This window comes from Rhodoplanes sp. Z2-YC6860 (genome assembly GCF_001579845.1).
Classification (GTDB): Bacteria; Pseudomonadota; Alphaproteobacteria; order Rhizobiales; family Xanthobacteraceae; genus Z2-YC6860.
Genome location: NZ_CP007440.1, coordinates 8,050,304 through 8,062,800 on the forward strand (window position 1 = coordinate 8,050,304; position 12,497 = coordinate 8,062,800).

At 64.9% G+C, this 12,497-nt stretch carries 13 protein-coding genes; 5 read left to right on the plus strand and 8 right to left on the minus strand.

Going from position 1 to position 12,497, the window contains the following annotated elements:
* The first annotated feature begins 476 nt into the window (after positions 1 to 476).
* The 5 genes from RHPLAN_RS37395 (at position 477) to RHPLAN_RS37415 (ending at position 5,043) form a co-directional block, all read left to right on the plus strand.
* Positions 477 to 1,340: a branched-chain amino acid ABC transporter permease gene (locus RHPLAN_RS37395; protein WP_237180004.1), complete on the plus strand. Its 864-nt coding sequence runs from the start codon at positions 477 to 479 to the stop codon at positions 1,338 to 1,340.
* Positions 1,337 to 2,368 (plus strand): branched-chain amino acid ABC transporter permease, encoded by a 1,032-nt coding sequence (locus tag RHPLAN_RS37400; protein ID WP_198164648.1) that lies wholly within the window; start codon positions 1,337 to 1,339, stop codon positions 2,366 to 2,368. The genes RHPLAN_RS37395 and RHPLAN_RS37400 overlap by 4 nt, the downstream gene beginning before the upstream one ends.
* A complete protein-coding gene (locus tag RHPLAN_RS37405; protein WP_068029936.1) occupies positions 2,365 to 3,120 on the plus strand; it encodes an ABC transporter ATP-binding protein in 756 nt (251 codons plus the stop codon). The genes RHPLAN_RS37400 and RHPLAN_RS37405 overlap by 4 nt, the downstream gene beginning before the upstream one ends.
* The gene (locus RHPLAN_RS37410; RefSeq protein ID WP_068029939.1) at positions 3,113 to 3,832 is read left to right on the plus strand and encodes an ABC transporter ATP-binding protein; all 720 of its coding nucleotides are present in this window, start codon (positions 3,113 to 3,115) and stop codon (positions 3,830 to 3,832) included. The genes RHPLAN_RS37405 and RHPLAN_RS37410 overlap by 8 nt, the downstream gene beginning before the upstream one ends.
* Positions 3,833 to 4,065: 233 nt before the next feature.
* Complete coding sequence (locus RHPLAN_RS37415; RefSeq protein ID WP_068029942.1) at positions 4,066 to 5,043, plus strand: Bug family tripartite tricarboxylate transporter substrate binding protein; 978 nt, start codon at positions 4,066 to 4,068, stop codon at positions 5,041 to 5,043.
* A gap of 136 nt (positions 5,044 to 5,179) precedes the next feature.
* Here the strand turns inward: RHPLAN_RS37415 and RHPLAN_RS37420 are convergent, their stop codons facing one another.
* The 8 genes from RHPLAN_RS37420 to RHPLAN_RS37455 all read right to left on the minus strand — a co-directional run bounded on the left by RHPLAN_RS37420 (position 5,180) and on the right by RHPLAN_RS37455 (position 12,463).
* Complete coding sequence (locus RHPLAN_RS37420) at positions 5,180 to 6,136, minus strand: Gfo/Idh/MocA family oxidoreductase (protein WP_068029945.1); 957 nt, start codon at positions 6,134 to 6,136, stop codon at positions 5,180 to 5,182.
* Positions 6,137 to 6,206: 70 nt separating this feature from the next.
* A complete protein-coding gene (locus RHPLAN_RS37425; RefSeq protein ID WP_084246328.1) occupies positions 6,207 to 7,169 on the minus strand; it encodes a class III extradiol dioxygenase subunit beta in 963 nt (320 codons plus the stop codon).
* On the minus strand, positions 7,162 to 7,629 hold the full coding sequence (gene ligA, locus RHPLAN_RS37430) for a protocatechuate 4,5-dioxygenase subunit alpha (RefSeq protein WP_068029948.1): 468 nt from the start codon (positions 7,627 to 7,629) through the stop codon (positions 7,162 to 7,164). The genes RHPLAN_RS37425 and ligA overlap by 8 nt, the downstream gene beginning before the upstream one ends.
* A gap of 144 nt (positions 7,630 to 7,773) precedes the next feature.
* Positions 7,774 to 8,265, minus strand: coding sequence for a GlcG/HbpS family heme-binding protein (locus RHPLAN_RS37435; RefSeq protein ID WP_237180005.1), 492 nt, complete (start codon positions 8,263 to 8,265; stop codon positions 7,774 to 7,776).
* Between the two features lie 4 nt (positions 8,266 to 8,269).
* Positions 8,270 to 9,139 (minus strand): amidohydrolase family protein, encoded by an 870-nt coding sequence (locus tag RHPLAN_RS37440; protein WP_157100834.1) that lies wholly within the window; start codon positions 9,137 to 9,139, stop codon positions 8,270 to 8,272.
* 144 nt (positions 9,140 to 9,283) lie between these two features.
* A complete protein-coding gene (gene pcaF / locus RHPLAN_RS37445) occupies positions 9,284 to 10,489 on the minus strand; it encodes a 3-oxoadipyl-CoA thiolase (protein ID WP_068029954.1) in 1,206 nt (401 codons plus the stop codon).
* Positions 10,490 to 10,511: 22 nt separating this feature from the next.
* The gene (locus RHPLAN_RS37450) at positions 10,512 to 11,489 is read right to left on the minus strand and encodes an ABC transporter substrate-binding protein (protein WP_068029957.1); all 978 of its coding nucleotides are present in this window, start codon (positions 11,487 to 11,489) and stop codon (positions 10,512 to 10,514) included.
* Positions 11,486 to 12,463: an ABC transporter substrate-binding protein gene (locus RHPLAN_RS37455; protein WP_068029959.1), complete on the minus strand. Its 978-nt coding sequence runs from the start codon at positions 12,461 to 12,463 to the stop codon at positions 11,486 to 11,488. The genes RHPLAN_RS37450 and RHPLAN_RS37455 overlap by 4 nt, the downstream gene beginning before the upstream one ends.
* Positions 12,464 to 12,497: the final 34 nt, after the last annotated feature.

Here is a 12,497-nt window from a genome sequence, read left to right on the forward strand (position 1 = left end):
TTGGGCGTGACAAGCGCGCGATCGCTTGAAGTGCTGCTGCGGCATCAGCGGTGCGCTCCCTCCCCGCCAGGGCCCGGCAATCGCATATGTTCGCGGCGAGGCCACGAGTCCCCTCTCCCGCTTGCGGGAGAGGGTGGCGAGCGTAGGCGAGCCGGGAGAGGGCTCTTTCTGTCTGGCAGCCCTCTCCCCCCTCGCATTCGCTCGGGACCCTCTCCCGCAAGCGGGAGAGGGGACCAAATCGCACCAGCGAGTCATATGCGATTGCCCCGCCCTGGCGGGGAGAGATGGCGGCTGTGGCACGGCCGATACAAATCTCAAGCGACCACGCGACAAGATGACTTCCACGATGGTCTGAATTGGCGTTTGGCCTGCGATGCTCTATGTTTTTCGAAAGCCGGAACAACCGGCGGGGGGAATGTGGAAATGGACCGGGCGCGAGCCATGACTTCGCACGCCCCGATCAGGCGGGCCTTAGCGTGATCGAAATCGCCAATATGGTGCTGGGCGGCCTTGCCGCCGGTATGGTGCTGTTCATCGTCTCGGTCGGCCTCTCGGTGACCATGGGGCTGATGGGCTTCGTCAATCTCGCCCACGGCGGCTTCGCCATGATCGGCGGCTACGTCATCGTGCTGGCGATGAACCGGCTCGGCATCCCGTTCGTGCCGGCGCTGGCCTTGGGCTTCATCGTGGTCGCAGCCATCAGCGCCGTGTTCGAGCGGCTGTTGTACTCCCGCCTGTACCGCGCCCCCGAACTCGACCAGGTGCTGTTCACCATCGGGCTTGTCTTCATCATGACCGCCTCGGTGCTTCTGGTGGTTGGGCCGGAGACGCAGCCGCTGACCCTGCCGACCTCAATGCAGGGGCAGCTCAACCTGGGCTTTATGACCTATCGCACCTACAGCGTCGTGCTGATTGTGGTGGGCGTCATCATCATGCTGGCGCTGTGGCTCGGCTTCGAGCGCACCCGCATGGGCGCGCAGATCCGCGCCGCGGTCGACAACCGCCGCATGGCAGAATCGCTCGGCATCAACATCACACGGCTGTTCACCATCACGTTCGCGTTCGGCAGCGGCATGGCGGCGCTGGGCGGCGGGCTCGGCGCCGAGTTCCTCGGCCTCGATCCGCAATATCCGCTGAAGTACCTGGTGATGTTCCTGATCGTCGTTGCGGTCGGCGGGCTCGGCCGCATCACCGGCGTGTTCTACGCCGCGCTGATCATCGGCGTGGTCGACTTCACGCTGAAGAAATACCTGCCGCAGGGCGGCACCGTGTTCATCTATGCCATGACCATCCTGCTCCTCCTGTGGAGACCGCAGGGGCTGTTCGGACGTCCGACATGAGCGCGACGCAGATGCCTGACAGCAATACAAGCGACGCGCTCGCCGCGCGCATCCTCGCCCGCCGGCACCGCTTCCAATGGTGGGAGCCGCTGCCCTGGCTGTTGGCGCTCGGCTTCTATTTCGTGTTCCCGCGCTATCTCGGTTTCGGCACCGAGCTTTTGATCACGGTGCTGTTTGCGATCTCGCTCGATCTGGCGCTGGGCTACGCCGGCATCATTACGCTTGGGCACGCGGCGTTTTTCGGCGCCGGCGCCTACACGGTCGGCATCCTGGCCAAGCATGAGATCTGGACCGAGCCGATCTCGGGATTGGTCATCGCCGCGATCGTCGCGGGCGCCGTTGGGCTTCTGTCCGGGCTGGTGCTGCTTCGCACCACGGGCCTGACGCTGCTGATGCTCACACTCTGCACCATGGGGCTGCTCGAAGAGACCGCCAACATGGCCTCCGAGGTCACCGGCGGCTTCGACGGCCTCGACAGCCTGCCGATCAAGCCGATCTTCGGCACATTCGAGTTCGACGTGCTCTATTCCAGCACGCAGTATCTCTACGTGCTGGGGGTGCTGCTGGTGTGCTTCATCTTCGTGCGCACGCTGGTCTACTCGCCCTACGGCCACAGCCTCACCGGCATCCGCGAGAACACGCTGCGCATGCACGCCATCGGCGCGCCGGTGCGCATGCGCCTCGTGACCTGCTACGCGATCTCGGCGGCGCTGGCCGGCGTCGCCGGCGCGCTGTGGGCGCAGGCCAATGCCTATGTCAATCTTTCCACCTTGGGTCTCGACCGCGCCGCGACCGTGATGATCATCCTGGTGCTCGGCGGCTACGGAAGGCTTTACGGCTCGATCGTCGGTGCGATCGCCTACATGGCGCTGTCGCACTTTTTGTCGAAGGCCTATCCGACCGCCTGGCAGCTCGGACTCGGCGTGTTGCTGGTCGCCATCGCGCTGTTCGCTCGCGGCGGCATCCTCGGCATCGCCGATCAGATCCGGAGCCGGCTTGGCCGCGCCAAAGAGCAGAAGCCGTCATGACCGCGCTGCTCGCCACCCAGTCGCTCAACAAGCACTTCGGCGCGCTGCACGCCACGCGCAACGTGACCTTCACGTTGGAGGAAGGCGCGCGACACGCGCTGATCGGCCCGAACGGCGCCGGCAAGACCACCTTCATCAATCTGCTGACGGGGTTCCTGCTGCCGACCAACGGCAACGTGACGTTCAAAGGCCGCGACATCACGAAAGCGGCGCAAGCCGAGCGCGTCAAACTCGGCATCGCGCGCACGTTCCAGATCAACCGGTTGTTCCGCGGCCTGACCGTGCTGGAAAATGTCTACATGTCGATCGCCGAGCGCACCGGCGCAGCGCCCGACATGCTTCGGCCGGCGGGCCGCCGCAGCGAGGTGATCGACGAGGCAATGGAATTGCTCACGCGGCTGAAGCTTGCCGACGTGGCGCACAAGACCATCCCGGAACTGCCCTATGGCCGCCAGCGGCTGGTGGAGCTCGCCATCACGCTTGGACTGAAGCCCGAGGTGCTGCTGCTCGACGAGCCGGCGGCGGGCGTGCCGAATGCCGAGAGCCACATCATTCTCGACGCCATCGATGCGCTGCCGAAAAGCATCGGCGTGCTGATCATCGACCACGACATGGAGTTGGTGTTCCGCTTCGCCAAGAAAATCACCGTGCTGGTGCGCGGCGCGATTTTCGCCGAGGGCACACCGAAGGAAATCGGCGCCAATCCGGACGTCCGCGCGGTCTATCTCGGACAGGCGACCACCCATGGCTGAACCATCCAAGCCCAGCGCGGTCGAACTCAAGGGCGTGTCGGCGGGTTACGGCGAGACCGTGGTGCTGGAGGACGTCAATCTTTCGCTTGCGCCGGGCGCATGCATCAGCGTGATCGGGCGCAACGGCGTCGGCAAGACCACGCTGCTCGCGACCATCATGGGCCACACCACCTTGCACAAGGGCGAGGTGACGCTTTCGGGCCGAAGCCTGAACCGCGTGCCGATCTATCGGCGCGCCGCGGCGGGCCTCGGCTTCGTGCCGCAGGAGCGCGAGATTTTTCCGTCGCTGAGCGTTCTCGAAAATCTCGAGGTCGGCGCGCGGCCAGGACCGTGGACCAAGGAGCGGCTGTTCGAGCTGTTCCCCAATCTGAAAGAACGGCTCGACAACCGCGGCAATCAGCTCTCGGGCGGCGAGCAGCAGATGCTGTCGATCGCGCGCGCGCTTCTGACCAATCCGTCGGTGCTGCTGATGGATGAGCCGACCGAGGGTCTGGCTCCGGTGATCGTCGAGGCGCTGACCGCGGTGCTGGTGAAGCTCCGCGGCGATCCGAACCTCTCGATCATCCTGGTCGAGCAGAACAGCCGCGTGGCGTTCGAGTTCTCCGAGCGCAGCGTGGTGCTCGACAAGGGCCGCATCGTCTATGACGGCGCCTCGGCCGCCTTGCGGGACGACCCGGAACGGCTCGCGAAGGTGATCGGCGTCAGCGAATAAGCTATATCACAGCGAATTGCGCTCTCTCCCGGCCTCATGCTGAGGAGCACAGCGAAGCTGCGCGTCTCGAAGCACGAGGCCGCCACGGACCGGGCCGCCCTCGTCCTTCGAGACGCGGTCCTTCGGACCGCTCCTCAGGATGAGGGCGGAGGAAAATACTGCGAGCGTTGCCTCACCTTGTCGTACACCGGCAAAGCCGGGCATCCTCGGTGCAACAAACCGCGAGGAACTCCATGATCATCGCCCGCCGTCATCTGCTGCAATTCGCGGCGCTTGCCGCTACGCTTCCGGCCACAACGACAATGAGCCTGGCGCAGAGCTACCCTAGCAAGCCCGTCCGCTTCGTCATCGGCTTTCCGGCCGGCGGGCCTAACGACATTCTCGGCCGCATCATCGCGGGGTGGCTGTCGCAGAAGCTCGGCCAGCCGTTCAACGTCGAGAACAAGGGCGGCAAGTCCGGCAACATTGCGACCGAGGAGGTCGTGCGCGCGGCACCCGACGGCACCACCATCCTCCTGTGCGGCCCGGCCAACGCCATCAGCGGCTCGCTTTATCCGAACCTGTCGTTCAACTTTCTGCGCGACATGCTGCCCGTCGCCGGCGTCACCCGCGAGGCATTGGTGATGGTCGTGCACCCTTCCGTGCCGGCGAAGACCGCGGCGGAGTTCCTGGCTTATGCCAAAGCCAATGCCGACAAGATCAAGATGGCCTCGACCGGCGTCGGCAGTTCGCCGCATGTGACGGGCGAGTTGTTCAAGCAGATGAGCGGGCTGAAGCTCGATGTCGTGCACTACGCGGGCGGCGGACCGGCGCTGAAGGCGATGATCGCCGGCGAAGCGCAGGTGATGTTCGAACCGATGTCGGCCTCGATCGAGCCAGTGCGGAGCGGCAAGCTCCGCGCCATCGCGGTGAGCACGGCGCAGCGCTCGACGGCGCTGCCGGAGGTGCCGACCGTGAGCGAGGCGGTGCCGGGTTTCGAGGCCAGCGCGGTGACCGGCATCGCGGTGCCGAAGGGCACGCCGGCCGAGGTCGTGGAGATACTGAACAAGGCCGTGCAGGCGGCGTTCAGCGATGCGGCGATGAAGACCAAGCTCGCCGACACAGGCGGCGAACCGCTGCCGGGCTCGGCTGCGGACTTCGCCAAGCTGATGGCGGCGGAGACGGAGAAGTGGGGCAAGGTCGTGAAGGCGGCGGGGATCAAGGCGGATTAATCACGCGGCGTCATTCCGGGGCGCCGCGAAGCGGCGAACCCGGAATCCAGACGCACAAACCGCCTTTGAAACTGGATTCCGGGTTCGCGCCTTCGGCGCGCCCCGGAATGACCGCTGAGAGAACAGCGCCAGAAAACTACGCGTGCGCCTTGCGCTGCGGGTCGATGATCTTCTCGAGCTTGCCGAGCACATGCATGCACGGCAGCACCTGCTGCAGGCTGCCGTTCGGCTCGCGCTTCTCCTGGATCGCCTTGATGAACTCGCGGTCCTCGAGCTCGATACCGTCCATCGACACGTCGACCTTGGACACGTCGATCTTGTTGTCCTTGCCGTCGGAGAGGTCGTCGTAGAACGCCTTGTAGGTGCCGTTGTCGCAGATGTAGCGGAAGAACGAGCCGAGAGGCCCGTCGTTGTTGAACGACAGCGACAGCGTCAGCATCGAGCCCGACGGGGTCTTGGCGACGATGCCCATGTCCATCGCGATGTTGAGCTCCGGATGGATCGGACCCTGCACCGCGTAACAGTCCGAAATGTTCTCGCCGACCTGATACTGGAACAGGTCGATGGTGTGGGCGGCGTGATGCCAGAGCAGATGATCGGTCCAGCTCCGCGCATTGCCGGCCGCGTTGATGTTCTTCCTTCGGAAGAAATAGGTCTGCACGTCCATCTGCTGGATCTTCAGCTCGCCGGCGACGATCTTCTTGTGCACGTACTGATGGCTCGGGTTGAAGCGCCGCACGTGCCCGCCCATGGCGGTGACGCCGGTCTCTTTCGCAATCTTCACCAGCTTCTCGGCGTCCTCGACGCTGTCGGTCACCGGAATCTCGACCAGCACGTGCTTCCCGGCGCGCATCACCTGCTCGCCCTGGCTGAAGTGCATCTTGGTCGGCGTGGTGAGGATGACCGCGTCGGCGCGCTTGATGCCTTCCGAGAGGTCGCCGGTGTAATGCGGGACGCCGTACTTCTTGGCGATCGCTGCGGTCGAGTCCTGGTTGCCGCCGACCAGCGAGGTGACTTCGACACCGGGAATGCGCTTGAGCGCGTCGAGATGCTTCTGACCAAAGGCGCCCTGGCCGGCAACACAGATTTTCATGGACTCTTCTCCTTTAAGCGGTATGGCCGGGACTTAAGCCCGGCCATGACGACAACAATGCGACCGCTGCTTATTTGCTGCGAACGCGCTGAATTTTCTGACGCGCGGCGGCGCGCTTGAGCTTGGGCGCGGCCTTCTTCGCGGCCGGCTTCTTGGCCTTCGCCGCAGGCTTGGCTGCCTTCTTGGCGCCCTTGATGCGGTTCTCCAGGATGATGTGGCCGACCGCAGTGTTGGACGCCGGCACCGTGTAGAAGCGGTAGGCCTCGTCGACCTTGTCGTCGAGCGCGCCGCGCATGATGAGCCACATCACCATCTCGACGCCCTCGGCGCCGGCCTCGCGCATGTATTCGAGGTGCTCCATGCGAACGAGCTTCTGCGGGTCCTTGGTGAGGTTGTCGAGGAACGCGTGGTCGAACTTGGAGTTGATCAGGCCGGCGCGCTGGCCGCTGATCTGGTGCGACATGCCGCCGGTGCCGAACACCACGACGTTGAGGTCTTCCGGATAGGACTCGATCGCCTTCTTGATCGCCTTGCCGAGCATGAAGCAGCGGTGGCCGGTCGGCGGCGGATACATCACCACGTTGACGGCGAGCGGAATGACCGGGCACGGCCATTCCTTCGGCGAGCCGAACATCAGATTGAGCGGCACCGTGAGGCCGTGATCGACCTCCATCTTGTTACACAGCGTGAGGTCGAACTCATCGAGAATGACGGACTGCGCAATGTGTGCGGCCAGTTCAGGATGGCCCTTCACCACCGGCACGGGTCGCGGACCCCAGCCCTCGTCGGCGATCGGGAATTCGGCCGCGGTGCCGAGCGCAAAGGTCGGGATCATCTCGACCGAGAAGGCCGAGGCGTGGTCGTTGTAGACCACGAAGCAGACGTCCGGCTTGGCATTGCGCATCCATTCCTTGGACCGCTCGAAGCCCTCGAACACACGCTGCCAGTACGGCTCGCCGGTGCGGTGATTGTCGATCGCAGCGCCGATCGCCGGCACGTGCGAGGACGCGACTCCTGCGATGATCCTAGCCACGGCGTTTCTTTCCCTTGCTGGCGGGTTTCGCTTTCGATGCTTTCGGCTTCTCGTTCTTGCCCGAGCGGCTGCGATTGCCTTCGACCGAACGGCCGCCGCGCAGCATGAGGTCGGCATAGTCCTGCTGGGTCGAGCCGGTCATCAGCGCGGCCAGATGCTGGAATGGATGGCCGTCGCTCGCCCCTAACTTGGCGGTGAAATAGATGTTGCCGCCAAGCTCCAGGAGCCGGTTGTACTGGCGCTTCAGAATCGCCTCGCGCTGATCCGGCGTCAGCAGCGGAAACCGCTCGTCGAGATACTTCGCCTCGTCCGCCTTGAAGGCCTTGCGGTTCTCGGCCTTCATCAGCGACATGCAGAACATGTTGAGGTGGTAGCCGCGACGCGAGCGATCGGCATCGAACACATAGGTGCCGGGAATGTCGTCGTAGTCTTTTTCGTTGATGTGTTTTGCGGGCGCCATCGAGGTCTCTCTATCGGGCCGAGCCGCGAGCAACGGGCCAAAAAGACTGGTCACTGAATGATATATCCAGCGCTCCATACCAATGCAACGGCGCGGCCTGCGCCGGCTTGAGGCAGATCAAACGGACCGTTATTTGGAGCAGGCCTAAAGGCCGGCGTCACGCCAGTTCGGCGCGGGCGCCTCAGGATGGGTCTTGTATCCCGCCAGATGCACGCCGGTCAGCGCCGCGTACTCGTCCTTGTCGGAGGCGTCGCCGGAGATGCCCACCGCGCCGATGGCCTCGCCCATCTCATTCAGCACCAGCACGCCGCCCGGCACCGGGATGAAGCGGCCGTCCGAAGCGGCCGCGATCGCACCCTGGAACGCCGGACGGTCCCTCAGCCGGTCGCGGATGGCGCGGCTTGCGATGCCCATCCCGAGCGCGCCGGCCGCCTTGCCGATCGCGATATCGGCGCGGAGGTTGCCCGAGCCGTCCTGCCGCTTCAGCACCACGAGGTGCCCACCGACGTCGAGCACCGCGACCGTGAGCGGCAGAAGCCCCGCCTCCGCTCCAGCCTTCAGCGCGCCGTCGGCGATAGCCTCGGCCACCGCCAACGGCATGCTGACCTGGAGCCGATGGACGAAGTGATCGGCCACGATCTCAGCCCCAGTAGAGCTTCGTCGGATTGTCGACCAGGAGCTTCTTCTGCAGTTCCGCGGTCGGCGCGATCTTCGGGATCATGTCGGTGATGACGCCGTCGTCCGGCGCCTCCTTCGGCATGTTCGGATGCGGCCAGTCGGTGCCCCAGATCACGCGGTCCGGGAAACGCTCCACGATAGTCCGCGCGAACGGCACGACGTCGTCATAAGGCGGGCCCACGAGGGTGAAGCGCTCCGGACAAGTCACCTTGGTGATCCAGTTCTTGTTCTCGTCGAGCGCCTTGAGCCAGTTCTGGAACTGCTTGCCGTTCACGCCCTCTTTCACGTTCGGGCAGGCCATGTGGTCGAACACCAGCGTGGTCGGCAGCGACTTGAGAAACGGCCCCATCTCGTCGAGATCGGCGTGCTCGAAATAGATCACGACATGCCAGCCGAGCTTAGCGATGCGGTTGGCGATCCGGACCATCACGTCCTTCGGAGTCGAATCGACGAGCCGTTTGATGAAATTGAAGCGCGCGCCCTTGATGCCGTCACGGTCCATCTGCTTGAGCTGATCGTCGGTGAAGCTCTCATCGAGAAAGGCGACACCCTTGGCGCGGCCATTCGACGTCACCACCGCATCGATCAGCGCGCGGTTGTCGGTGTCGTGGCAGGTGGCCTGCACGATGACGGCCTTGTCGAAGCCCAGGAAGTCGTGCAGCGCGAACAGCTTCTCTTTCGGCGCGTCGCACGGCGTGTACTTGCGCTTGGGCGCGAACGGAAACTTGGCTTCCGGACCGAACACGTGATTGTGCGCGTCCACCGCGCCCGCCGGCGGCTTGTACTTCGGCTTCGACGGATTGGGATGAAACGGGATGTAGCCGGGACTCATCGGCACGTTGCAGTTCTCCTTTTCTCTCATCGTCATTCCGGGGGCGCAGACGAAGCCTGCGAACCCGGAATCCAGACACTTACACATGCCCCTGGATTCCGGGTTCGCGCCTGCGGCGCGCCCCGGAATGACAGAGGCGAAATATCACACGCGTTCGATCGCGAGCGAGACGCCCTGGCCGACGCCGACGCACATCGAGGCCAGCGCGCGCTTGCCGCCTTGCTTCGCCAGTTGATGCGCCGCGGTCATCGCCAGCCGGGCGCCCGACATACCGAGCGGATGACCCAACGCAATGGCACCGCCGTTCGGATTGACGTGCTCGGCATCGTCGGGAAGGCCCAGCTGCCGCATACAGGCCAGCGACTGCGACGCGAAGGCCTCGTTCAACTCGACGACATCGAAGTCGCCGATCTTGAGCCCGTAGCGCTCCATCAGCTTGCGCGTCGCCGGCACCGGGCCGATGCCCATCACCCGCGGCGGCACGCCGGCCGAGGCCATGCCGATGATGCGCGCGATCGGCTTGAGCCCATGCTTCTTCACCGCGGCTTCGGAGGCGATGATCATCGCGGCCGCGCCGTCGTTGACGCCCGAGGCATTGCCGGCCGTCACAGTGCCAGGGTCGCGCACGAAGTTCTTCAGCTTGGCGAGCCCTTCCATGGTGGTGTCGGCCCGGATGTGCTCGTCCTTGCTCACCGTTACCGGGCCGGCCTTGCCGCCCGGCACGATCACCGGCTCGATCTCCTCGTCGAAGAAGCCTGAGGCTTGGGCCTTTGCCGCGCGTTGCTGCGAGCGCAGCGCGAAGGCGTCCTGGTCCTTGCGGCCGATCTGATAGTCCTCGGCGACGTTCTCGGCCGTCTCCGGCATCGCATCGACGCCGTACTGCTTCTTCATCAGCGGGTTGATGAAACGCCAGCCGATGGTGGTGTCCTCGATCGTGGCGCTGCGCTGGAACGCCTCGTGCGCCTTGCCCATCACCAGCGGCGCGCGCGTCATCGATTCGACGCCGCCCGCGATGGCAAAGTCGCTGTCGCCGGCGCGGATCGCAGCAGCCGCAAGCCCGACCGCATTCAGGCCCGACGCGCACAGCCGGTTGACGGTGCAGCCCGGCACCGAATCCGGCAGCCCCGCGAGCAGCAGCGCCATGCGCGCGACATTGCGGTTGTCTTCGCCGGCCTGGTTGGCGCAGCCGAAATAGACGTCGTCGAGCGCGCCCCAATCGACATTCGGATACCGCTTCATCAGCGCCTTCAGCGGAATCGCTGCAAGATCATCGGTGCGCACCTTGGCGAGGCCGCCGGCATAACGGCCGATCGGCGTGCGGACGGCGTCGCAGATGAAGGCTTCGGACATCGTGGAACTCCTGAGAACGGGCTTACTCTATCACTTCGTCGGCGCGGCCGAGCAATGTGATCGGAACGGTGAGCCCCAGCGCCTTGGCGGTCTTGAGGTTGATGGCGAGCTCGACATGGGTCGATTGCTGGATCGGCAGGTCGGCCGGTTTTGCACCCTTGAGAATACGCGCCGCGTAGTCGCCGCAAAGCTTCGCGGCCGCCACGATGTTGGCGCCGTAGCTCATCAAGCCGCCGGCAACGACGAACTCCCGCAGGAAATAGACCGCCGGAATCCCGGCGCGCGCCGCCAATGATGCCACGTGATCGACATCGACAAGGAACAAGGGATCGGCCGCGACGAACAGCGCGCCGATCTTTTCGGCCTTGGCCTGCGCGAAGGCCTGATCCACCTCGGCGAAGGCCTTTACGGGAAAAATGTGAAACGTCTTGCCGATGGCGCGTCCGGCCTCCTGCACATTCCTGATCTGGGCTTCGGAGGTGGGTCGCGCCGGATTGATCAGCACGCCGAGATTGCTGACCGCGGGCACGAGCTCGTGCATGAGCTCCAGATTCTTTGCGCCGAGCTCACCGCTGAGCCAGGTGATGCCCGTCATGGTGCCGCCCGGCCGGCTGAGGCTTGCAGCAAGTCCCGATGCCACCGGATCGTCGCCGGTGAGAAACACGATCGGGATCGTCGAGGTCGCGCGCTTGGCGGCGAGCGCCGCCACATTGCCGCCAACCGTCACCAGCAGGTCGACCGGCCGGTTCACCAGCTCGGCAGCCAGCGCCGGCAGCCGGTCGAACTTTCCTTCGGCCCAGCGGAATTCGATCGTGACATTGCGGCCATCGACGAAGCCCGAGTCCTTGAAGCCTGCGAGGAAGCCGTCGACGTGGGCGCTGAAGATCTTCGACGAAACGCTGCCGAGGAAACCGACCACCGGCCGGGCGCCTTGCGCCCGCGCCGCGAGCGGCAAGGCTGCAGCCGCGCCAAGGCCCGCAATGACGTCGCGCCGCCTCACTCGATCACCTCGTCGGCGCGCAACAGCACCGAAGTCGGCAATTCGATGCCGAGACTTTTCGCGGTCTTGGCGTTGACCACCAGCTCGAACTTGGTCGGCCGCTCGATCGGAAGCTCGGCGGGCTTGGCGCCGCTCAACACCTTGCCGGCCATGCCGCCGGCCTGGCGGAAAGCACCGAGCAGGTCGACGCCATAGGCCATCAATCCGCCATGGCGTGCGAACTCCGGAAACAGCGTGATGGTCGGCAAGCGATATTTGGTTGTGAGATCCGCCACGCGGCCCGGATTGGTGCCGAACAATGGCGATGACAGGATCAGCACGGCGTCGGGCTTTCGTTCGCCCGCGGAACGGAATGCGTCGTCCAATCCGTCGAGGCTCGTCACGTCGACGATGCCGTCGATCTTGACGTTCAGCCAGCCGGCGGCGGTCTGGATGCCCTTCAGCTGCGGCGAGGGACTGCTCGGATCGCGGACCACCACGACCTTCGACAAACGCGGCACCGTCTCCTTGAGCAGCTCCATCCATTTGGAGCTAAAGTCCGGAAAGTCGAAATAGACGCCGGTCACATTGCCGCCCGGCCGCGCCAGGTTCGTGGCGATGCCCGCGGCGATCGGATCGGTCTCCAGATCAAAGGCCACAATGGGAACCGTCTTGGTGGCGGTGCGCGCCGCCTCGACCGAGATGAAGCTAATCGGCGCCAGCAGGTCGACCTTGGCGGCAATGAGCTCGGCAACCAGGCCGCTGTTCCGCGCGGCGACCGATTCAGCGAAACGGGCGTCGATCTCGACCTTGTCGTCGCCCCAGCCGGCCTCGCGGAGCCCATCACGGTAGGCCTGAAGCCGGGAGGCCGCCACGCTCGACAAACCGGGATAGAGAAATCCGACCTTCTTGCGGGTCTGGGCGGGCGCCTGCGCCGGCCACATTTGGCTTAGCCCCGCAGCACCCAGAAACTTGATGGCATCGCGGCGTTTCATGGCGGGGCTGTAGATTGGACGGGCCGGACAATTG

What these genes read in the sequence shown, in the direction of transcription:
- RHPLAN_RS37400 (WP_198164648.1), top strand. Translation starts at nt 1,337, where the DNA reads ATGAGCGCGACGCAGATGCCTGACAGCAATACAAGCGACGCGCTCGCC.
- RHPLAN_RS37405 (WP_068029936.1), top strand. Translation starts at nt 2,365, where the DNA reads ATGACCGCGCTGCTCGCCACCCAGTCGCTCAACAAGCACTTCGGCGCG.
- RHPLAN_RS37410 (WP_068029939.1), top strand. Translation starts at nt 3,113, where the DNA reads ATGGCTGAACCATCCAAGCCCAGCGCGGTCGAACTCAAGGGCGTGTCG.
- RHPLAN_RS37415 (WP_068029942.1), top strand. Translation starts at nt 4,066, where the DNA reads ATGATCATCGCCCGCCGTCATCTGCTGCAATTCGCGGCGCTTGCCGCT.
- RHPLAN_RS37420 (WP_068029945.1), bottom strand. Translation starts at nt 6,136, where the DNA reads ATGAAAATCTGTGTTGCCGGCCAGGGCGCCTTTGGTCAGAAGCATCTC.
- ligA (WP_068029948.1), bottom strand. Translation starts at nt 7,629, where the DNA reads ATGGCGCCCGCAAAACACATCAACGAAAAAGACTACGACGACATTCCC.
- RHPLAN_RS37440 (WP_157100834.1), bottom strand. Translation starts at nt 9,139, where the DNA reads ATGAGTCCCGGCTACATCCCGTTTCATCCCAATCCGTCGAAGCCGAAG.
- pcaF (WP_068029954.1), bottom strand. Translation starts at nt 10,489, where the DNA reads ATGTCCGAAGCCTTCATCTGCGACGCCGTCCGCACGCCGATCGGCCGT.
- RHPLAN_RS37455 (WP_068029959.1), bottom strand. Translation starts at nt 12,463, where the DNA reads ATGAAACGCCGCGATGCCATCAAGTTTCTGGGTGCTGCGGGGCTAAGC.